The organism is Allobranchiibius sp. CTAmp26 (assembly GCF_017565405.1).
Classification (GTDB): Bacteria; Actinomycetota; Actinomycetes; order Actinomycetales; family Dermatophilaceae; genus Allobranchiibius.
Genome location: NZ_JAGEKR010000016.1, coordinates 234,271 through 254,982, shown reverse-complemented (window position 1 = coordinate 254,982; position 20,712 = coordinate 234,271). Strand labels below are relative to the sequence as shown.

At 69.5% G+C, this 20,712-nt stretch carries 19 protein-coding genes and 3 tRNA genes; 7 read left to right on the top strand and 15 right to left on the bottom strand.

Translation table 11 applies throughout. The features are described from left to right. Positions 1-13 precede the first annotated feature (13 nt). Together orn and J4030_RS12720 are read left to right on the top strand one after the other, a co-directional pair. Positions 14-628: an oligoribonuclease gene (gene orn / locus J4030_RS12725; protein ID WP_208049588.1), complete on the top strand. Its 615-nt coding sequence runs from the start codon at positions 14-16 to the stop codon at positions 626-628. Between the two features lie 99 nt (positions 629-727). Next, positions 728-803: transfer RNA gene (locus J4030_RS12720), tRNA-His, on the top strand. 65 nt (positions 804-868) lie between these two features. Here J4030_RS12720 and J4030_RS12715 read toward each other — a convergent pair. Further along, positions 869-2,641: a YihY/virulence factor BrkB family protein gene (locus tag J4030_RS12715; RefSeq protein WP_208049587.1), complete on the bottom strand. Its 1,773-nt coding sequence runs from the start codon at positions 2,639-2,641 to the stop codon at positions 869-871. A gap of 134 nt (positions 2,642-2,775) precedes the next feature. Between J4030_RS12715 and J4030_RS12710 the strand changes: the two genes are divergently transcribed. Next, a tRNA-Lys gene (locus J4030_RS12710) sits at positions 2,776-2,851 on the top strand. Positions 2,852-2,913: 62 nt separating this feature from the next. Here J4030_RS12710 and J4030_RS12705 read toward each other — a convergent pair. The 3 genes from J4030_RS12705 to J4030_RS12695 form a co-directional block, all read right to left on the bottom strand. Next, positions 2,914-4,290: an esterase-like activity of phytase family protein gene (locus J4030_RS12705; protein WP_208049586.1), complete on the bottom strand. Its 1,377-nt coding sequence runs from the start codon at positions 4,288-4,290 to the stop codon at positions 2,914-2,916. Between the two features lie 111 nt (positions 4,291-4,401). After that, positions 4,402-4,698 (bottom strand): co-chaperone GroES, encoded by a 297-nt coding sequence (locus tag J4030_RS12700; protein WP_208049644.1) that lies wholly within the window; start codon positions 4,696-4,698, stop codon positions 4,402-4,404. Between the two features lie 53 nt (positions 4,699-4,751). Further along, positions 4,752-5,030, bottom strand: coding sequence for a DUF3618 domain-containing protein (locus J4030_RS12695; protein WP_208049585.1), 279 nt, complete (start codon positions 5,028-5,030; stop codon positions 4,752-4,754). A 109-nt stretch (positions 5,031-5,139) separates the two neighbouring features. Here J4030_RS12695 and bcp point away from each other — a divergent pair, with 109 nt between their 5' ends. Together bcp and J4030_RS12685 are read left to right on the top strand one after the other, a co-directional pair. Further along, positions 5,140-5,607, top strand: coding sequence for a thioredoxin-dependent thiol peroxidase (gene bcp, locus J4030_RS12690; RefSeq protein WP_208049584.1), 468 nt, complete (start codon positions 5,140-5,142; stop codon positions 5,605-5,607). Between the two features lie 28 nt (positions 5,608-5,635). After that, positions 5,636-5,717, top strand: a tRNA-Leu gene (locus J4030_RS12685). Between the two features lie 125 nt (positions 5,718-5,842). On the opposite strand, the gene J4030_RS12680 is transcribed toward J4030_RS12685, so the two are convergent. Both J4030_RS12680 and J4030_RS12675 read right to left on the bottom strand, forming a co-directional pair. Beyond that, positions 5,843-6,715, bottom strand: coding sequence for an alpha/beta fold hydrolase (locus J4030_RS12680; RefSeq protein ID WP_208049583.1), 873 nt, complete (start codon positions 6,713-6,715; stop codon positions 5,843-5,845). Between the two features lie 4 nt (positions 6,716-6,719). Then, entirely contained in the window at positions 6,720-7,124 is a 405-nt protein-coding gene (locus tag J4030_RS12675; protein ID WP_208049582.1) for a VOC family protein, read from the bottom strand. A 90-nt stretch (positions 7,125-7,214) separates the two neighbouring features. On the opposite strand from J4030_RS12675, the gene J4030_RS18550 reads away from it, so the two are divergent. Continuing rightward, positions 7,215-8,093, top strand: a complete 879-nt coding sequence (locus tag J4030_RS18550; RefSeq protein WP_208049581.1) for a GNAT family N-acetyltransferase — start codon at positions 7,215-7,217, stop codon at positions 8,091-8,093. A gap of 103 nt (positions 8,094-8,196) precedes the next feature. Here J4030_RS18550 and J4030_RS12665 read toward each other — a convergent pair whose 3' ends face one another. From J4030_RS12665 to J4030_RS12625, 9 genes are all read right to left on the bottom strand, one after another. Beyond that, positions 8,197-9,786, bottom strand: a complete 1,590-nt coding sequence (locus tag J4030_RS12665) for a molybdopterin-dependent oxidoreductase (protein WP_307864681.1) — start codon at positions 9,784-9,786, stop codon at positions 8,197-8,199. Beyond that, the gene (gene rdgB, locus J4030_RS12660) at positions 9,783-10,385 is read right to left on the bottom strand and encodes an RdgB/HAM1 family non-canonical purine NTP pyrophosphatase (RefSeq protein ID WP_208049580.1); all 603 of its coding nucleotides are present in this window, start codon (positions 10,383-10,385) and stop codon (positions 9,783-9,785) included. The genes J4030_RS12665 and rdgB overlap by 4 nt, the downstream gene beginning before the upstream one ends. Next, positions 10,382-11,185 (bottom strand): ribonuclease PH, encoded by an 804-nt coding sequence (gene rph / locus J4030_RS12655; RefSeq protein ID WP_208049579.1) that lies wholly within the window; start codon positions 11,183-11,185, stop codon positions 10,382-10,384. The genes rdgB and rph overlap by 4 nt, the downstream gene beginning before the upstream one ends. A gap of 139 nt (positions 11,186-11,324) precedes the next feature. Beyond that, positions 11,325-12,113, bottom strand: coding sequence for an MBL fold metallo-hydrolase (locus J4030_RS12650; RefSeq protein ID WP_208049578.1), 789 nt, complete (start codon positions 12,111-12,113; stop codon positions 11,325-11,327). Further along, positions 12,110-13,012 carry a glutamate racemase gene (murI, locus tag J4030_RS12645; RefSeq protein ID WP_208049577.1) on the bottom strand — a complete coding sequence of 301 codons (903 nt, stop codon included), beginning with the start codon at positions 13,010-13,012 and terminating at the stop codon, positions 12,110-12,112. The genes J4030_RS12650 and murI overlap by 4 nt, the downstream gene beginning before the upstream one ends. A gap of 56 nt (positions 13,013-13,068) precedes the next feature. Beyond that, positions 13,069-13,851, bottom strand: coding sequence for a fumarylacetoacetate hydrolase family protein (locus J4030_RS12640; RefSeq protein WP_208049576.1), 783 nt, complete (start codon positions 13,849-13,851; stop codon positions 13,069-13,071). 138 nt (positions 13,852-13,989) lie between these two features. After that, on the bottom strand, positions 13,990-15,597 hold the full coding sequence (gene cimA / locus J4030_RS12635; RefSeq protein ID WP_208049575.1) for a citramalate synthase: 1,608 nt from the start codon (positions 15,595-15,597) through the stop codon (positions 13,990-13,992). 345 nt (positions 15,598-15,942) lie between these two features. Continuing rightward, the gene (locus J4030_RS12630) at positions 15,943-17,037 is read right to left on the bottom strand and encodes a branched-chain amino acid aminotransferase (RefSeq protein WP_208049574.1); all 1,095 of its coding nucleotides are present in this window, start codon (positions 17,035-17,037) and stop codon (positions 15,943-15,945) included. 82 nt (positions 17,038-17,119) lie between these two features. Next, entirely contained in the window at positions 17,120-18,184 is a 1,065-nt protein-coding gene (locus J4030_RS12625) for a 3-isopropylmalate dehydrogenase (protein ID WP_208049573.1), read from the bottom strand. Positions 18,185-18,638: 454 nt separating this feature from the next. Between J4030_RS12625 and J4030_RS12620 the strand changes: the two genes are divergently transcribed. Next, positions 18,639-20,651 (top strand): acyltransferase family protein, encoded by a 2,013-nt coding sequence (locus J4030_RS12620; protein ID WP_208049572.1) that lies wholly within the window; start codon positions 18,639-18,641, stop codon positions 20,649-20,651. Positions 20,652-20,712 lie beyond the last annotated feature (61 nt).

The window sequence follows — 20,712 nt, the reverse complement described above, 5'->3', positions numbered from 1 at the left end:
TAGGGTGGCCCGTGTGAGCGACGACAAAGCACGCACCGACCGCATCGTGTGGATCGACTGTGAGATGACCGGACTGTCCCTGGAGCACGACGCCCTCATCGAGGTCGCCGCGCTGGTGACCGACTTCGACCTCAATCAGCTCGGCGACGGGGTGGACGTCGTCGTCAAGCCACCGACGGCGGCCGTGGAGCAGATGAACGACTTCGTGCGCGAGATGCACACCTCCAGCGGCCTGTTGGAGGAACTCGCCGGGGGCATGTCCCTGCAGGACGCGCAGGAGCAGGTCATGGCCTACATCACCGAGTACGCGCCGGAGGAGCGCCGCTGGCCGCTCGGCGGCAACACGGTCAGCACCGACCGGGGATTCCTCGCCCGGGACATGCCGACGCTCGAGGCCCACCTGCACTACCGGATCATCGACGTGTCCTCCATCAAGGAGTTGTCGCGCCGGTGGTTCCCCAAGGCCTACTACGCGGCTCCCGCCAAGCACGGTGGACACCGCGCGCTGGCCGACATCCGGGAGTCGATCGACGAGCTGCGCTACTGGCGCCAGGCGGTCTTCGTGGCGCCGCCGGGCCCGGACACCAAGGCTGCCCGCGCGCTCGCGGAGCCGCTCGAAGCGCACTGAGAGCCGTCCCCGGGGTGGTCCGGGGCACCTGCGTGCGGCAGGTATGATCGTCCGCGCTGCCTTCGCCCGGGTCCGCCCCGGGCTCCCGGCAGCGCCATGGTGGGTGTAGCTCAGCTGGTAGAGCACCGCGTTGTGGTCGCGGTGGTCGCGGGTTCAAGTCCCGTCACTCACCCCACACGAACCGCCCGTCACGACGTACGCGTCGTGACGGGCGGTTCGACGTTCTCCGGGCGTACGCCGTCAGCGGTGGTGGGTGGCGTACCACTCCTCACGCCGGTGGCTGCGTTCGGCGTCGACGATCGCGCGAGACGCGCTCTCACGGGCGTCGATGTCCTCCGGCCGCACCGGCAGCTCGTGCTCCTCGGCGACGTGCGAACCGTCGGCGGGCAGCGGAGCGGCCGCGTCGCGCGCCGCAGCGGCCCGACGCTCTGCGGCCTCCCGCGCGCTGGCTTCGAACTCCGCACGACGGGCGCTGCGCTCGACCTCGATCTCATCACGCGCCCGCGAGGTACGCGGGGCGAACTGGGCGCGGACGGCCTCCACGGCCTCCCACCGCTTGCTCTGTGGCAAGGCCTCCTGCGAGGCCGCCAGCTGCTCCTTGCGCTTCTTGTCCTGCGCGGCGCGCTTCTGCGCGGCCTTCGCCTCGACGGCAGCGAGCCGGTCGCGCACGACCCGTTCGCGGCGGGCGTTCGCGACGGCTACGGCCGACCGCTCGCTGCGAGCCTTCTCGATCTGCTCCCGCTGCTCCGCGGGGTCACCAGAGGTGGGGGTCATCACTGCCTGCTTTCCTGTCGTCGAGGAGTCTTCGTCGCGGTCGAGCCGGACGTTACCGACCTGCCGCGGGGTGTCGGTCACGCTCTCGTCCTGCGTCACGCGCATCGTGCGGACATCGGGGCCGTAGGGATTCTTGCCCTCCCTGGACTCTGCTTGGTCCTGCACGAACCGTTCGAGGGCCTGCGTGTCGGGGCTCTCCGTCTCCCGCTCGGCCTCGGCCCGCAACCCGTAGGCCCGCTCGACGAGGGCCAGCTGCTTGTCCGACTTCTTCTCCAGCCCACTCTCGTCGCGGGCCGGCAGCAGGATCAGTTCCTCGGCCGGCATTCCCGACCGCAGCTGCCGGGTGCGGATCAGTTCGGCGTCCAGCTCGGCTCCGAACAGCATCGCCAGGTTGGTGATCCACAACCACAGCAGGAACATGATGGCGCTCGCGAAGATGCCGTAGGTCTTGGTGTAGCTGGACCCGTTGGTCAACGTGAAGTACGTCAACAGGACGACCGAGCCGATCACCCAGACCACGAAGGCGACCAGCGCGCCCCAGCTGAGCAGCATCCGCTTGGTCTTGCGCACGTTCGGGGTGGCCCAGTAGAGCAGCGAGATCAGGAAGACGACGATGAGGACCACGAACGGCCATTTGGCGATGTCCCAGATCAGCACCACCTGGCTCGGTATGCCGACCACCGAGGCGATCGAGGTCGCCACCTTGCCGGTCGTGGTCAGGGCGAAGATCAGGATCATGATCAGGACGATGTCGATGACCGTGACCAGCAACTGCACCGGGCGCAGCCGGATGAACGGGCGCCCCTCGCCGATGTCGTAGATCTGATTGAGCGCACGCCCGAACGCGCCGACGTACCCCGACGCCGACCAGATGGCTCCGCCGATGCCGACGACCAGTGCGATGATGCCGCCGCCGGCGGTGTGCACGTTGTCGATGAACGTGGTGACGAACTTCAGGTCGCTGGTCGACTTCCCGGAGATGTCCGCGGCGATCTTGACCAGATTCGCGGTCGTAGACCTGCCGTTGCCGAAGACGTTGATCAGGGACAACAGAGCGATGAGCCCCGGGAAGAGCGACTGCATCGCGTAGTAGGTCAGCGCGGCGGCCTTGTCGGTGCAGTCGTCCTGGGAGAACCGCGCGCGAGCGCGCTTGAACGCCACAGCCCAGGACGGCTTCTCCGGCGTCAGCGGCACTTCGTACTGAGGCCGTTCGACGGGCAGGTCCGGTATGACGGTCATCGTGTCGGTCCTTCGAGTCGGGACATGCAGCGGTGCTCGAAACCTACCCGTACAGCCCCCGGATGCGTCTCACCCGAATCGATTTCGCGACCGCAGAACGCCCCTGATACAGTCTGCGAGGCCTTGCGGTCCTCGCGCCATTAGCTCAATTGGCAGAGCAGCTGACTCTTAATCAGCGGGTTTGGGGTTCGAGTCCCTGATGGCGCACCACCAGCACCACGACTGATGCCCGGCAGCACGCTGCCGGGCATCAGTCGTTCCTACGGTTCGTCTCACCCCACGTATGCCGCCGGCACCTTGCTCAGGTCGACGCGCAGCAGCTGACCGGTGTCCTGGGTGCCGTCGGGCAGCAGCTTGGCGTGCAACTGGAACGGCGGGGTGTCGTTGGCCAGTCCGTCGATGCCGAAGTCGCTGTCGTTGGAGATGACCACCTGGCGGCCGTGGTTGAGCACGGCCACACCCTCGACCTTGTCGTGGCCGAAATAGCCGCCCTTCGGGTCGATCGCGGTCACGAGGCCAGCGACGTCCAGGAAGAGGCTCGCGGTGACCGGGCGGATGTGCGAGGCCGCGAGGAGAGACGTGGAGTCCGCGGTGTCGGCCTTGCCCACCAGCCCCTCGATGGTCCTGCCGCCCACCAGCAGGCCGCCGGCCGAGTCGTCGTACCGCGCGCCCGGCACCCGGGCGAACTTGCCGACGTCGGTGGCGCCGCGCAGATCGACCTTGTAGAGCTTCTTGTTCGCGCCCGGCTCCATCTTCCCGTCGCGTTCGTCGACCAGGAAGGTGTGGTCGTCGATCGCGCTGATCTCGCTGACCGCGGTCGTGGGACCCGCCGTGTTGTGCAGCAGGTAGAGGTACTCGGCCGTCCGCCGGGTCCGCAGATCGATCGTGACGATGCGCACCGGCGTGACGTTCTTGGACTTGGGGCCGTCGGGTGCGTTCAGCCCGGCCTGCATGATCCCGACGAGGGTCCGCCCGTCCGGAGTGACCGTGAGCCCCTCCATTCCCTTGTTGGGCTCACGCTCGCGCAACTCGACCGGGAGCGACCCGTCGAACGGGCTGAGGCGCTCGATCTGACGACCGTCCCTGGTGAAGTGCGTGACGAACGGGCCGTACTCGTCCGAGACCCAGAAACTGCCGTCCCGCATCGCGGCGAGTCCCTCGGGGTCGTAGCCGTACGGGCTCGGCGCGAGCACTGTGCCGGCCGGATCGGTGATCGTCTCCCCGGTGCTGCCGGCGAGGCTGACCCGACCGTTGTACGGCGTACCGTCCGCGGCCCGCAGCGGGATCGACCTGAGCAGCTTGGCCTTTCCGCCCGCCAGGCGGAATTCGCCGATGGCGGGGGTGAAGTCCGGCAGGGGCTCGACCTTGGTGCCGTTCGGTCCGTCGGCATTGGGGCCGCGATCGGTGAGGCCGTAGAAGACGGTCGACGAGCCGGGCTTCGCGGTGAACGACGACCCGTACCCGGCACCGTCGATGCGGACGCCGCCCACGGTGCCGAGGGAGGGGACCTGCTCGGTGAACAGCTGCACTGCGGAGCGCGGGTCGGTGGGTCTGGCCGGTGCCGCGTGCGCGAATGCCGGGACTGCTGCCGTGACGGCGAGTGCGCCGAGCGACAGCACGGCGGCGGCCCTGTTCCTACGAGGGGTCATCGAGGGTCCTCCTGGGGCGGGTGCTCGGCCGGACGCCGAAAACTCTCCGCACCCCATCCCCCGAAGCTGTCCGGGAGGTGACGACCGGAGGTGATCGGGATGAACGACAGATCAGAGGTAGAGCCCGGTGCCGCCCTCGTCGGTCTCGTCCTGGGCGATGGCATGCAGATCGCGCTCGCGCAGGAGGATGTAGTCCCTCCCCGACAGCTCGACCTCGGCGCGCTCCTCGGGGTCGAAGAGCACCCGGTCCCCCACCTGCGCCTGTCGTACGTGCTGGCCGGTGGCCATCACCTGTCCCCACACCAGGCGGCGACCGACGCTGGCGGTCGCGGGGATGACGATTCCGCCGCCCGAACGCCGTTCTCCCGCCTCACCCTCGGTCGAGACCAGCAGCCGGTCGTGCAGCATCCGGATCGGCAGCCGACCCGGTTGTGGCGCCGGCTGGGCGCCGTTCGGCAAGGTCAGGAGCGAGCCCGGCGCAGCAGACCGAGCAGCAGGGTCACGGCTCCGACGCCGCCGACGGCGTACCCGATCTTGTCGGTCTCCAACTCACCGGTCGGGGTGCGGGTCAGGTCGTTGACCTTCAACTTGGCGCCCTCGGCGCCACGGCGGGCGATCTCCTTGGGCTGCGCACGGAAGGCGAGCTCGTCGATGGTGCTGGCCAGCCGCTCCCGGCTGGCGGCGAGGTCGGCCTCGATGTCCTTGGCGGTCGGCGCTGCGGGCTTGGACTTGTCGGCCATGGGTTCTCCTCGAGTGGGGCTTGGTGGGTCGCACTGAACTGGATTGACCGGCGTTCGGACTCTGCTGAGACGATAACGCACCTGCAACCCAACGATTCGGGAGTACAACGTGACACGACTCGAGACCGGCGACACCGCACCGGCGTTCACCCTCACCTCGCACACCGGGGAGCAGGTCTCCCTCTCCGACTACGCCGGCCGGCACCTGGTGATCTTCTTCTACCCGGCGGCGATGACGCCCGGGTGCACCACGGAGGCCTGCGACTTCCGCGACTCCCTGGAGCCGTTGCGCGCTGCGGGGTACGACGTGCTCGGAATCTCCCCGGACGGCCAGGACAAGCTGGTCAAGTTCGCCGAGAAGGAGTCGCTGACGTATCCGCTGCTCGGCGACCCCGACAAGAAGGTGCTCGAGGCGTACGGCGCCTGGGGCGAGAAGAAGCTCTACGGCAAGACCGTCGTCGGCGTCATCCGCTCGACGTTCGTGGTCGACCCGGACGGCAGCATCGCCCTCGCCAAGTACAACGTGCGGGCCACCGGGCACGTCGCGTCGCTGCGCAAGGCACTGCAGCTCGCCTGACGTCCGGCGCGCCTTACGATGATCCGGCGCGCGAGTGGCGGAACTGGCAGACGCGCCAGGTTTAGGTCCTGGTGCCTTCGGGTGTGCGGGTTCGAGTCCCGCCTCGCGCACGTCCTGGCGTCGCCGTGCGACCCACGCTGACGGTGTTCGCGGTCATTGACGGTGTTCGAACGCCGTCAATCGTGGCGAACGCCGTCACCGTCACTCGCTCGACCGCGCCGGTATGACGCGCACGTCAGGCAGGCGACGCCACGAGCTCCTCGAGCATCGCCGCGATGCTGCCGATGACCACCGACAGGTGGCCCTCGCCGTGCAGCAGGTGTGCGCGGACGCCGGGCAGGTGCCGCGCCAGCCACTCACCGTGCGCGAACGGCACCATGAGGTCCTCGCTGCCCTGCCAGAGGGACGTCGGCACGTGCACCTCGGCCAGGTCGAAGCCCCACGAGCGCACGAACGCCAGGTCGTCGTCGAGCCAACCGTCCCCGCTGGCCCGCAGACCGTCGCGGAATCCGGCGGCCAGGTCGTCGCCGAACTCCGCGCTCAGTACGGTCCGGTCGACCTGCGGCAGCAGCGACGCCATGCTCTCGATGATGTTCTGCGGTGTCGCGTCCGCGAGCGCGCGCACCTCCGGCTGCATCAGCTCGCGCCACCGGGTCTCGCCCGCCCGCGTCGCACCGAACTCCTCGACGTTGTCCTCGCCCATCCCTGCCAGGAAGTCCAGGCCCGCCGCGTCGTACGGAGCCACACCGGCCATCACGAGCACCCCGCTGAACCGGTCCGGCGCGAGCGCCCCGCAGGCCAGTGCGTGCGGCCCCCCGCCGGACCAGCCGGCGGTCACGCACTGCGCCACCCCGAGGTGATCGAGGATCGCGACCGCGTCGGGCACCACGGCGGCCACGTCGCGGCCGGGGTTGCGCGTCGAATCGCCGTACCCCGCACGGGCGTACGTGACCGTGCGCAGCCCGACAGCGCTCGCTGCGCGGACCAGGAAGCGGAACGGCGGCACCGACCCCGGTGTGCCGTGATGGAAGAGCAGCACAGGTGCGTCGTCGGGTCCGTCGACGCGTACGTCGAGCCGTCGGCCGTCCGGCAGGTCCAGCAGTGTCATCGCGTCACTCTCTCGAAGAGAGCACGCAGAACTCGTTGCCCTCGGGGTCGGCCAGCACGGCCCAGGTGACCACAGTGTCGTCCTGCCCGACATCGACCCTGGTGGCGCCCCGGTCCAGCAGCGCCCGGATCTCGGAGTCGCGGTCCTGCGTGGTGTGCGGCGCCAGGTCGAGGTGCAGTCGGTTCTTGACCGCCTTGCCCTCCGGGACCTGCACGAAGACCAGCCCGGGCCCCACCTGCAGCCACTCCTGCACCGATGCGGGCTCCGTCGTCATCGCGTGCGGCGGGACGATGACCGCCTCGTCAGCTGCCTCGTACACCAGCTCCCAGTCCAGGGTCTGCGCCCACCACCGTGCCTGAGCTGCCAGGTCGTGACAATCGACCACCACGGACCACCAGCGCATCGCCATGCCGGTAACCCTCGCGTTCGGGTCGCGTCGGCGCAAGCGCATCGCGCCGGACCCCGCGCCGTACGACGATCGGTCGCCTAGTCTCGCCCGATGGCCACGGACCCACCGCTCGCCCGTAAACCCGTCCTCACCAGTGAACGCGTCGTCCTGCGACCGTTCGAGGAGGGCGACCTTCCCGCGATGGCCGCCGCGATCGGCGACCCCGACGTGCGGCGACTGACCGGAAGCGTGACCTCCACGGCGCAGGCCCAGGCAGGTCGCACGGAGTCCGACGCCGAGCTGCGCGACTGGTATCTGTCGCGCGCCGAGCAGCCGGACCGGATGGATCTCGCCGTGGTCGACGTGGTGACCGGACGATGCGTCGGAGAGGTCGTGCTCAACGAGTGGGACCCGGGCGCGGGCAGTTGCAACTTCCGGATCCTGCTCGCCCCTGAGGGCCAGGGTCGCGGGCTCGGCACGGAGGCGACCGCCCTGCTGATCGAGCATGCCTTCGCGGTCGGGTTGGCGCGGATCACCCTCACGGTCTTCACCTTCAACCCCCGCGCGATCCGGGCGTACGAGCGGGTCGGGTTCGCGATCGAGGGCACCCGGCAGCGCGCGCTGCGGTACGACGGCGTCTGGCAGGCCGAGCACCTGATGGCGATCCATCCCGGCGACCCGCGCCCGGCGGCGCCGGTGCTCGAGCAGGTGGAGCTGCACGTCCGGGAGGGGCAGGAGGCGGCGTACGAGGCGGCGTTCGCGCAGGCCGCGCCGACCATCCGGCGACAGACCGGGTGCCGCTCGGTGCGGTTGGTCCGGTCGGTCGAACACCCCTCGCACTACGTGCTGTCGGTGGAATGGGCGCGGATCGAGGATCACACCGTCGGGTTCCGCGGGTCGGCCGACTACGAGCAGTGGCGTGCCCTGCTGCACCCGTTCTACGAACAGGTCCCTCCCGTCGACCACTACGTGCACGTGCACCGCAGCTGACCGGACGCCCCTCCCGCCGAGTGGCATACATATGTTTCGAGTGGCGCACGTAGATGTACGCCACTCGAAAGATATGTATGCCACTCGGGCGGTGACCCCAGCGTCAGGCGACGGTGAAGGTGACCGAGTGCAGACCGGTCGAGCCGTTCGGCGCAGGCGCGGCCTCCGCCGAGATCTGCACGTGCCCCTTGGCATCGACGGCGCGCACCGTCGCGGTGTGCCGTCCCTTGGTCGCGGGCCAGTGCAGCACCCACTGCCGCCAGGCATCGACGGTGGCCTGCTCGCCGAGCTGGGCACTCTGCCACGGACCGTTGTCGATGCGTACCTGGACACCGCTGACGCCGGTGTGCTGATCCCATGCGACCCCCGCGATGGGCACGGTGCCGTCCGTGCCGGGCGCGACCGAACGGCCGTCGTGCGGCACGTCGATGCGCGAGGAGATCTTCACCGGTCCCATCGCCGACCAGCCGCGCGGGGTCCAGTAGCCCTGGTCCTTCGCGTACGTCGTGACCTTCAGATGGGTGATCCACTTGGTCGCGCTCACGTACCCGTAGAGACCCGGCACCACCATCCGCACGGGGTAGCCGTGATCCACCGGCAGCGCCTTGCCGTTCATCGCGACCGCGAGCAGCGCGTTGCGTCCATCGGTGAGCGCACCGATCGGCGTACCGGCGGTGAACCCGTCGACACTGGTGGACAGGACCATGTCCGCGCCCGGCTTCGGCCCGGCCAGTTTCAGCAGCTCGCGCACCGGCCACCCGGTCCAGATCGCGTTGCCGTTGAGACTGCCGCCCACCTCGTTCGAGACGCACATCAAGGTGATCATGGCCTGCTGCATCGGCTTGGAGAGCAAGGTCTTCCAGTCGATCTCGACCTCGTGGTCGACCATCCCGGTGACCTTCAGACTCCACCCGGACGCTTCGACCTGCGGCACCTGCAATGCCGTGTCGATCCGGTAGAACTGCCCATTGGGCACGATGTACGGGGTGATGCCGGGTACGTCGCCGACCGGGGCGACCGGCGGCACCTGCACCGGGCGTTGCACCCGCGGCGCCACGAATGTCTCGCGCGCGGCCTGGATCGCCCGGGCGCTGCCGCTGACGGCACGCCCTGCGGCGAGAGCGAGGCCTCCACCGATCACGCTCAGCACGGTCCAGGTGAGCACCTGCCGACGCTCGGTGGTCATCTCACGCCGGCCGGCACCCACGCTCAACAGCCCACGCCATCGATGCAGCACCCACAGCCCCGCCAGTCCGCCGACGAGCGTCGGGACGAGGTCGGCAGGACGCGCGCCCGGCCGCGTCAGCACCGCTGCCATCGCGACGGCGAGCAGCACGACGAAGCCCACCAGCGCCACCACCGGCAGACGGCGCAGGAGCAGTCCGATGACACACGAGAGCAGGAAGAGCACGAGCCCGATGCCCGCCAGCAGCACCGCCTTGTCGTTGGTGCCGAACTTGTTGACCGCGAAATCCTTCAGCCACGGCGGGGTGCGGTCGATGAAGGCCTCGCCCACGGCGATGACCGGGGAGGGGATCCCGCCGCTCCAGCCGAAGCGTTCCATCAGGCCGGCCAGAAGCTCCGCGACGCCGATGGTGACGGCACCGGCAGCGATGCCGCCAAGGACCGCGACCCATGAACGGGCCGCGGATGGTGTGACGGTCTCTTCTTCGGCCTGGCGCGTGGCGCTCACGTGAGGGTGCCTCCCAGGTCCTCGCGAATGGCCCGCATCGCGATCGCCCGATGCGAGATCTCGTTCTTCTCCTGCGCGGGCAGCTGGGCGAGCGTGCGACCGTCCGGGAGCTCGAAGATGGGGTCGTAGCCGAAACCATCGGTGCCGCGCTGGTTGCGAGTGATGGTGCCGTGCAGCTCGCCGCGGCGGACGCGTTCGGCTCCGCCGGGCAGTGCGAGCACCATGCAGCAGACGAAGTGGGCGGCCATCGTGGCCGTCACGTCCATCGTCTGGGCCAGCAGCAGGTCGATGTTCGCCTGGTCCGCGCCGTGTGTGCCGGCCCAGCGAGCACTGAAGACTCCGGGGCAGCCGCCGAGGACGTCGACCGACAGGCCCGAGTCATCGGCGATGGCCGGCAGCCCGGTGGCCTCCGCCACGGCGCGCGCCTTCAAGGTGGCGTTCTCCTCGAACGTCACTCCCGACTCCACCACGTCCTGCACATCAGGAAATTCGGAGACATCGACGATGCGGATGCCCTGCAGCCCGGACCACCCGTCGATCAGCGCCCGGAATTCGCGCAGCTTGCCGGTGTTGCGCGTCGCGAGCACCACGGTCGTCATCGGCGGTGCGCCTCCAGCGGTACGGCGAGCGCCTCCTGCTGCTTGCGGGTGATCTCCTCGATGCCGCCGGCCGCCAGGGCCAGCAGGCTGTCCAGCTCGGACCGGTCGAACGGCGCGCCCTCGGCGGTGCCCTGCACCTCGACGAACCCGCCGGCACCGGTCATCACGACGTTCATGTCGGTCTGGGCGGTCGAGTCCTCCGGGTAGTCCAGGTCGAGCACCGGCTGCCCGTCGACGATGCCCACGCTGATCGCCGCGATCGACCCGGTGAGCGGCTGCGCGCCCTTGGTGATCAGACCCTTCGCACGCGCGTCCTCGATGGCGTCCGCGAGGGCGACATACGCGCCCGTGATGGACGCCGTGCGGGTGCCGCCGTCGGCCTGGAGCACGTCGCAGTCCAGCACGATCGTGTTCTCCCCCAACGCCTTCGTGTCGATCACGGCGCGCAGGCTGCGGCCGATGAGCCGGGAGATCTCGTGGGTGCGGCCCCCCACCTTGCCCTTACGCGACTCGCGGTCGGAGCGGGTGTTCGTGGCGCGCGGCAGCATCTCGTACTCGGCGGTGATCCAGCCGGTCCCCCGGCCCTTCATCCAACGCGGCACACCCTCGGTGAAGGATGCGGCCACCAGCACCCGGGTCTTACCGAACTCCACCAGCACGCTCCCCTCGGCGTGGTCCAGCCAGCCGCGGGTGAAGCGCACCTCGCGCAGCTGGTCGGCGGTCCGCCCGTCGTGACGACCGGCGCCCGTGGAGGTGGCGGAGGTCGGTGCGGCCGGGTGCGAGGTGGTGGTGTCCGTCATGCCTCCACGATAGGAGGCTCACCTGACACTCCCACCCCTGCCATCGAGCAGAGGGCTTCGGCGTCGAGCGGAGGGGTCATGACCCCTCCGCTCGAGCACGGACCCCTCCGCTCGGCGAAGAAAGAAGGAGCGCGGTCGGTCAGACCTCGTACGACGCGCCGGGACGGGCCAGCTCGACCTCGCCGGGCCAGACGGCGGCCGCCTCCTTGCGGCAGGTCTCCGGGTCGTTCCACGGCGGGATGTGGGTCAGCATGAGCCGCTCGACGCCGCCGGCGTCGAGCGCTGCCTGCGCGGCCCGCGCACCGGTCAGGTGGATGCCCTCGACCGTGTCACGCCCCTCGACGAACGCCGAGTCGACCAGGGCGAGGTCCGCGCCGCCGAGCAGGTCGGTGAGCGCGCCGCATACGTCGGTGTCACCGGTGTACGCGAGCGTCCGGCCATCGGCCTCGATCCGGACGCCGTACGCCTCGACCGGGTGGTTGACGAGGTGCGGGGTGATCGTGAACGGCCCCACGGTGAAGGTGACGCCGGAGGTCATGGTGCGGAAGTCGAATTCCGGGTCGAGGCCGTGCACGTCCTGGGTCTCCTCCAGGGTGACGCCGTTGGCCCGGGAGATGCGCGCGCCGATGTCCTGCGGGCCGTGGACCGGCACCGGGGGGTGGGGCGTGCCGCCGACCGTCGGGTCGTACTTCTGCACCACGAAGAGCCCGCACAGATCCAGGCAGTGGTCGGGGTGCAGGTGGCTGATGACGATCGCGTCGATCTGATCCAGCCGCACGTGGTGCTGCAGGGGCCCGAGCGCGCCGTTGCCCAGGTCGAGCAGCACGCTCCAGGTGCGACCCTCGTGCTCGGCCTGCACCAGGTAACAGGACGCCGGGGAGTCCGGCCCGGGGAACGAGCCGGAGCATCCGACCACGGTGAGTCTCATCGGGGCGACCCCGCCGTCAGGTGGTGCGGACGCTCGACCTGGTCGGCGTCCGGATCGTCGTCCGGGTCGCTCGAGGGTCGCACGATGGAGCGCTGGGCGAAGTCGTTGACGAAGACGTGGTCGAACTCCGGGCCCATCCCGAGGAAGCGCTTCGACAGTGCCCGGAACCGGTCCGGGTCGCCGGTGGTGGTGAACGAATGCTCAGGGGCCGCAAGGTGATCCGGTCGCAAGTCGCGTCGGTCGGCGAGCACGCGGTAGACGTCCTTGGCGGTCTCCTCGGCCGACGACACCAGCGTGACGCCGTCGCCCATCACGTACGAGATGACCGCGGTGAGCAGGGGGTAGTGGGTGCAGCCGAGGACCAGCGTGTCGATGTCACGCTCGCGCAGCGGCTCGAGGTACTCCCGCGCGTACGACAGCATCTCCGGCCCTCCGGTGACGCCGGCCTCCACCAGGTCCACGAAGCGCGGACACGGCTCGCTGGTCACCTGCAGCTGGGGCGCGGCGGCGAAGGCGTCGAGATAGGCGCCGGACTGGTGGGTGCCCCGCGTGGAGATGATGCCGATCCGGCCGTTGCGGGTGGCGCGCACGGCACGGCGTACTGCGGGGCGGATCACCTCGACGACCGGCACGTCGTAACGCTCCCGGGCGTCGTGCAGCACTGCTGCGCTGGCGGTGTTGCACGCGATGACCAGCACCTTGACGCCGTGGTTGACCAACCGGTCCAGGCACTGCAGGGCGAAGGCGCGGGTCTCGGCGATCGGCCGCGGGCCGTACGGCGCGCGCAGCGTGTCACCCAGGTAGGCAACCGACTCGTGGGGCAGCTGATCCAGGACGGCACGGGCGACGGTGAGGCCGCCGTACCCGCTGTCGAAGATCCCGATCGGGGCATCAGACACGATGGAAGCCTACGGTCGGCCCCGGCCGCCGACCGACAGCCGGCTGGAGATGTTGATCACGAGTCGGCGGCATAGCGGACGAACGGGTTGCGCAGCACCCCGATGTCCTCGATCTCGACCTCGACGCTCTGTCCGGACTCGACCGGCCCCACGCCCTCCGGCGTGCCGGTGAGGATCACGTCGCCGGGCAGCAGGGTGAACGCCTGCGACGCGTAGGAGATCAGCGTCGGGATGTCGTGGATCATGTCGGCGGTCGTGCCGTCCTGCACCACCTCGTCGCCGCGGCGGGTGCGCAGCCGCAGGTCGCTGACGTCCAGATCGGTCTCGATCCAGGGACCGAGCGGGCAGAACGTGTCGAAACCCTTGGCCCTGGCCCACTGGCCATCGCTCTTTTGCAGGTCCCGCGCCGTCACGTCGTTGGCGCAGGTGTATCCGAAGATGACCGACTGCGCCTCCTCGACCGACACGTCGCGGCACATCCTGCCGATGACGACCGCGAGCTCGCCCTCGTAATCGACCCGCTCGCTCTGTCGGGGCATGACCACCGGGTCGCCCGGGCCGATGACGGCGGTGTTCGGGATCAGGAACATCAGCGGTTCCTTCGGCGCCTCGCCACCCATCTCGCGGGCGTGTTCGGCGTAGTTCTTGCCGATGCCGATCACCTTCGAGCGCGGGATCACCGGCGCGAGCAGGCGCACCTCGTCGACCGTGGTGGTGACGCCGGTGAGCTCGATCTTGGAGTAGAGGGGGTCGCCGGTGATCTGGGCGATCTTCTCCCCCGCACCGTCGACCAGCCCGTACGTCGGATCCTCGCCTGTCGTGTACCTCGCAATACGCACGCCTCGACCTTAATCACGTCGGCCGACACCGGCGAACCAGCCGGCCGCAGGAAGTGACCGCACGGCCGATCGCCCACCCGCGCGCCGTCCCCCCAACGCAGGAAAGTGACCGCACGGCCGACAACCCACTCGCGGACCTCACATGGACGCAGCGGGAACGGGAACCTGCCCGCCGCGCGCCGGGCAGCGCAACAACCCGAAGGTGAAGGAGTCGACCAGGGCGATCCAGCTGGCGTGCACGATGTTCGGGCCCACCCCCACCGTGGTCCAGGTGCGGTCGCCGTCGGTCGTATCGATGAGCACCCGGGTGGTCGCGTCGGTGCCGTGGTCGGCATCGAGGATCCGCACCCGGAAGTCGATGAGCTCCAGATCCGCGAGGCGCGGGTAGATCGGGGTCAGGGCGTGCCGCAGCGCGTGGTCCAGGGCGTTGACCGGGCCGTTGCCGTGGCCGACCGCGACCTGCGGCTGCCCGTCGACGCTCAACTCCAGGGTCGCCTCCGACAGGGCACTCCCGCTGCCCTCGGCGTCGGTGCGCACCCGCCACGACTCGAGCCGGAAGAGCGCCGCGGGGCGCCCGTGCACCTCCTCGTGCAGGAGCAGGTCGAACGACGCGTCGGCGGCCTCGAAGCTCCACCCGGCGCCCTCCATCTCCTTCACCCGCTGCAGCACATCGGCGAGCAGTCGGGGCTGCCCGGCGAGGTCGTAGCCGAGTTCGCGGCCCTTCAGCTCGATGCTCGCACGGCCCGCCATGTCCGAGACCAGCGTGCGCATCTCGTTGCCGACCGACGCCGGGTCGATGTGCTGGTAGAGGTCGGGGTCGACCCGCAGCGCGCTCGCGTGCAGGCCGGCCTTGTGCGCGAACGCGCTAGCACCGACGTACGGCGCGCGCTCGAACGGCGGGAGGTTGGTGATCTCGCTAACGGCATGGCTCACGTGCACGGCAGTCGCGAGCTGCTCCTCGCTCACCAACCGCATGCCGAGCTTGAGCTGCAGGTTGGCGGTCACGGCGATCAGGTCGGCGTTGCCGGTGCGTTCGCCGTACCCGTTGACGGTGCCCTGCACGTGCGTCGCGCCGGTCCGCACCGCAGCGATGCTGTTGGCGACGGCACAGCCGCTGTCGTTGTGACAGTGGATGCCCAGGCGCATACCCGTGCGCTGGGCCGTCTCGGCGACGATGCGTTCGATGTCGTGCGGGAGCATCCCGCCGTTGGTGTCGCACAGCACGACCGCCGCCGCGCCGGCCTCGGCTGCCACCCGCACCACCTCGATCGCGTACGCCGCATCGGCCTCGTAGCCGTCGAAGAAGTGCTCCGCGTCCAGGTAGACCGTGCGGCCGTGGTCGACCAGATGGGCCACCGTGTCGGCGACCATCGCGAGGTTCTCTGCGGGAGTGGTGCGCAGGGCATCGGTCACGTGGCGCACGTGCGACTTGCCGACGAGCGTCACCACCGGCGTCTGCGCCTCGAGCAGGGCCGCGACCTGCGGGTCGTCGCAGGCGCGTACGCCGGCGCGCCGGGTGCTCCCGAAGGCGGCCAACTGCGCACTCCGCAGGGTCAACTCGGTGCGGGCCCGCCGGAAGAACTCGGTGTCCTTCGGGTTGGCACCGGGCCAGCCGCCCTCGATGAAGCCCACACCCAGCTCGTCGAGGAGGTGCGCGATGACCAGCTTGTCGTCGACGGTCAGGTGCAGGCCCTCCTGCTGGGCGCCGTCGCGCAGGGTGGTGTCGTAGAGGTCGAAGCCGCTCATCGCGGGCCTTTCGGGTGGGGCGGGGCGGGCTGGTGAATCCCGATCCGGCGCCGTCTCCGGCGCGTGGGTGATGCCCGGGGACGAAAAAACCTCCCGGGGTAACGGGAGGTAGCGCGCCGGGTCGTCCGACGCGCTAGTCGGTAATCGTCGCCGCGGGGGTGACCGCGGACCCGAAGGTCATCACGCGCAGCATCGTCGCACCGTCCGTTGTGTCCCGTCCACCATCCGACATCACCGTCTCACCAGGTGATCACACGCCGAGTGGCATACATGTCCTTCGAGTGGCATACCTGGGACAGGTGCACTCGATAGATATGTATGCCACTCGGCGAGCTGCCCGACCGGTCAGGCGAGGCGGGTGAGCCAGCCGCGCGAGTCCTCGACCCGGCCGTACTGGATGTCCAGCAGCGACGAGCGGATCTTCAACGCGATCGCGTCGTCGTGCCCGTCGCGGCGGTGGTCGCACGACCCGCCGTCCCACTTGAGCTCGCCGACCGGGGTGACCACGGCCGCCGTACCGCACGCGAAGACCTCGGCGATCTCGCCGGATGCGGCCCCGTCCTTCCACTCCTGGATGGGGATGCGGCGCTCCTCCGGCTGCAGGCCGAGGTCCTTGGACAGCTCCAGGATCGAGTCGCGGGTGACGCCCTCGAGGATCGAGCCGGTCAGCTCCGGGGTGACCAGGCGGCCGTCCTTGTAGACGAAGAACAGGTTCATCCCGCCGAGCTCTTCGATGTAGGTGTGCGACGAGGAGTCCAGGAAGACGGCCTGGTCGCAGCCGTGCTCGATGCCCTCGAGCTGACCCGCCAGGGACGAGGCGTAGTTGCCGCCGCACTTGGCCGCGCCGGTGCCTCCGTCACCCGCCCGGGCGAAGTCGGTGGAGATCCAGAGCGAGACCGGCTTGACGCCGCCGCTGAAGTACGCGCCCGCCGGTGAGGCGATCACGCAGAAGGTGACCTCGTTGGCCGGCCGAACCCCGAGGAACGGCTCCGAGGCGAACATGAACGGCCGCAGGTAGAGCGAGGTCTCGCCGCCGTCCGCGGGCGGCACCCAGGCCTCGTCCACGGTCACCAGGGCGCGCAACGAATCGATGAAGTCCGCCTCCTGCATCACCGGCAGCGCCATCCGTGCCGAGCTGCGGGCGAACCGGGCGGCGTTCTGCTGGGGCCGGAAGGTCCACACCGAGCCGTCGGCGTGCCGGTAGGCCTTCATCCCCTCGAAGATCTCCTGCGCGTAGTGCAGGACGGCGGCCGACGGGTCGATCGCGATCGGGCCGTACGGCGTGACGCGGGCGTCGTGCCAGCCGTCACCCTTGGTCCAGGTCACCGTCACCATGTGGTCGGTGAAGTGGTTGCCGAAGCCGGGATCGGCGAGCACCGCCGCACGGTCGGTGTCGCTGACGACGTCGGGGCGTCGGGTCACATCGAAGGTCAGTGCCATGGCGGTCTCCTCGGGGCGTACGGCGCGTCGGAGTGTGACGCGCGCTACAAGTGCGGCGGTGGGGCCAGGTTACGCCCGGGCGTCATACCCGCTCCGCGATGGCGGCGCCGATCTGAGTGGTCGAGCGGGGAGCGTCGCCACGCCCCGCCAGGTCGGCGGCCACCGCCTCCTGGACGCGCCGCGCCTCGTCGGGCCGACCCAGGTGCTCCAGCAGCATCGCGACCGACAGGATCGTCGCCGTCGGGTCGGCCTTGGCCTGCCCGGCGATGTCGGGGGCCGAGCCGTGCACCGGCTCGAACATCGACGGTGCCGTGCGCTCGGGGTTGATGTTGCCCGATGCCGCCAGGCCGATCCCGCCGGTCACCGCGGCCGCCAGGTCGGTGACGATGTCACCGAAGAGGTTGTCGGTGACGATGACGTCGAAGCGGCCCGGGTCGGTGACCAGGTAGATGGTCGCGGCGTCCACGTGCGCGTAGTCGGTGCTGACCTCGGGGAATTCCGCGCCGACCTCCTCGACCGTACGACGCCACAGGTGGCCGGCGTACGACAGCACGTTGTGCTTGTGGATCAGCGTGAGGTGCTTGCGCGGACGGGCCTGGGCGCGGGCGAACGCGTCCCGCACGGCGCGTTCGGCGCCGAACCGGGTGTTGACGCTGACCTCGGTCGCGAGTTCGGCGGGGGTGCCCACCCGCAGCGCCCCCCCGTTGCCGGTGTACGGACCCTCGGTGCCTTCCCGGACCACGACGAAGTCGATGCCGTCCGGCGCGACACGGGCCACGTCCAGCGGCGAGCGCACGCCGGGGAACAGCACGGACGGGCGCAGGTTGACGTAGTGGTCGAAGTCGAAGCGCAGCTTGAGCAGCAGCCCGCGTTCCAGGACCCCGCTGGGCACCGACGGGTCGCCGATGGCACCGAGCAGGATCGCGTCGTGCCCGCGCAGCTCGTCCTCGACCGACTCCGGGAGGATCTCGCCGGTCGCGTGCCAACGACGGGCGCCCAGGTCGTACTCGGTGCGCGCGATCTTCGCCGCGCTGACCGCTTCGAGGACCTTGAGGCCCTCGGCGACCACCTCGGGGCCGATGCCGTCCCCGCCGATCACGGCCAGGTCGATGGAGTCCGACGCAGTGGGTGTGGAAGTGGTGGTCATGCCTCAGCACGCTAGTCATTCGTCTTGCCATTTGAAACGCAGGTCTCGGATATCGAGACCCTCTCAGCGACGACGAAGGGCCCCGGCGTGATGCCGGGGCCCTTCCGTCGAACAGGTGCGACGCGTCAGTCGCGCAGGTCCATGGACTCCTGCAACGCCCGCTGGATCTCGATCTGCTCTTCGGACATCGTCCGTCTCCTGACATGCTCGGTGTGAGCCGCTGCGCGCCCTGGTGGGGTCTCCACCGTCGAGCGCGCTCTGGCCATGACCGCTGGGCGCCGTTCGGGCGCCGTTCTGAACTCGACGGTAGCGGCGACCATCCAAGATCCGATACAGGCATCCCACCATTCGAGACGGGTGGGGACCGCCTGGAAGCCGCGCGTTCGACTCGCTCGACGGACCCGGTCCTTTACACTGACTGCCGAGTAACTTCCATCACACCCGAAGAGATCCCTTGACGACGCTCGCCGCGAAGGAAGCCGCCCACAAGCGCTCCGCCAGCGCACCGAAGAAGCGGCACCGGCCGGCGCTGGACGGTGTGCGTGCCCTCGCCATCGTCCTGGTGATGATCTTCCACGCCACCAACAACCTGCCGACGGGCGGCTTCTACTCGGTCGATGTCTTCTTCGTCCTGTCCGGATACCTCATCGCGGGTCTCCTGATCGCCGAGAATCGCAAGTGGGGCTCGATCAGCCTGGCGAGCTTCTACGTACGGCGCGCCCGCCGGTTGCTGCCCGGGCTCGTGCTCGCCGTCATCGGCATCACGGTGATCTGCCCCTACGTGCTCGACCAGTACGCGCGGGCCACCATGCGCTCGGACGGCATCGCCACCGTCTTCTACTACGCCAACTGGCACTTCATCTCCGAGGGAGAGTCCTACTTCCAGCAGTACGGCGACCCCTCGCCGTACCGGCACATGTGGACCCTCGCGATCGAGGAGCAGTTCTACTTCGTGCTCCCGGCGCTGATGATCGCCCTGATCGCCCTGACCCGGGGCAACCGGCGCCGGATCACCCAGATCCTGGTGGGGCTGTCGGTCCTGTCCGCCGTATGGATGGCCTGGCTCTACCAGCCCGGCGGTGACCCGTCCCGTATCTACTACGGCACCGACTGCCGCGCGCAGTCGTTGCTGCTCGGCAGCGCGCTGGCGGTCTACCTCAGCTACGCGCCGCGCCGCCGCCTGACCCGCGACTATCGGCGTCTGACCGTCATCGGCGGGGTGGGGATGGCCGTGATGGCCTTCTTCTTCCTCTTCGTCAGCTATCAGAACGACTTCACCTGGCGCGGCGGGTTCTTCGTCTTCGTGCTCGCCACCCTCGCGGTCATCGCGGTCGTCGAGCTCGACCAGGAAGGACCGATCGCCGCGATCTTCGGCTTCCGCTCGTTCGCCTGGATCGGAAAGATCTCCTACGGCCTCTATCTCTGGCACTGGCCGATCTTCGTGATGCTCACCCCGAAACGGGTCGGATTCGGCGGCCCCGGCCTGTTCCTGCTGCGATTCGCGCTGAGCTTCGCCGCCGGCGCGGCCTCGTTCTATCTCGTGGAGAACCCGATCCGCATCCATGGGCTGCGCAAGTGGATCGGCACCCTCGGCGGGACCCTGACCGGGGCGCTCGTCCTGCCGGTGACCGCGCTCGCCGTCATCCTCACGACGTCAAGCGCGAGCGGCAACCCTCTCGTCCAGGGCCAGACCGGCAAGAGCTACGGCGTCGGCCAGATGGACGTCAACAAGCCCGTCCGCGTCCTAGTGCTCGGCGACTCCGTCGGCATCTCGCTGGAGTTCAGCTTCCCGCAATCGACCTTCCCTCAGGTGGGCCTCGACGGGAACGCCGTCTTCGGGTGCGGGCTCATGCCACAGCAACTCGCGATCTACGGCAAGAAGCAGACCGCGCAGGCTGCGCCGGAGTGCTCGGATCTCTACCCGGGCTGGACCTCGCACCTGCAGCGTGACAAGAATCCCGTCGTCCTGCTCAGCCTGGGGGGCTGGGAGGTCTTCGACCACGTCACCCCGGCGGGTTCGATCGTGAACGCCGGCACCCCGGCGTACGCGGCGTACTTGCTGTCCTACCTCAACAAGGCACTGGCGCATCTCGGTCCGAACTCCAAGGTCGTCATCCCCAACGTGCCGTGCTACGACTGGACTTCCTCGGTGGTGGCAGGCGTCGACATCTCACCGATCCGAAACGCCGCGTACCGAGGGAAGGCCGTCAACGCCGTCCTCGCGACGTTCGCCCAGCAGCACCCCGGGCGGGTGCGCATCGCCGACGTCGCATCGAAGCTGTGCCCGGGTGGCAAGCCGCTGGACGTGATCGACGGGGTCAAGATCCGCAGCGACGGGGTGCACTACACCGTGGCGGGCGGGAAGATCGTGTGGGGTTGGCTGATGCCCACCATCTACTCCGCGGCCGGCTACAAGCCGACCACTCCCGCCACCCCGACGACCCCGGCGCCCACGACCTCCCAGTGACGCGAGATGCCGGTTTCGGAGGGTGCGGACGCCCAATCACCCTCCGAAAGTGACATCTCGT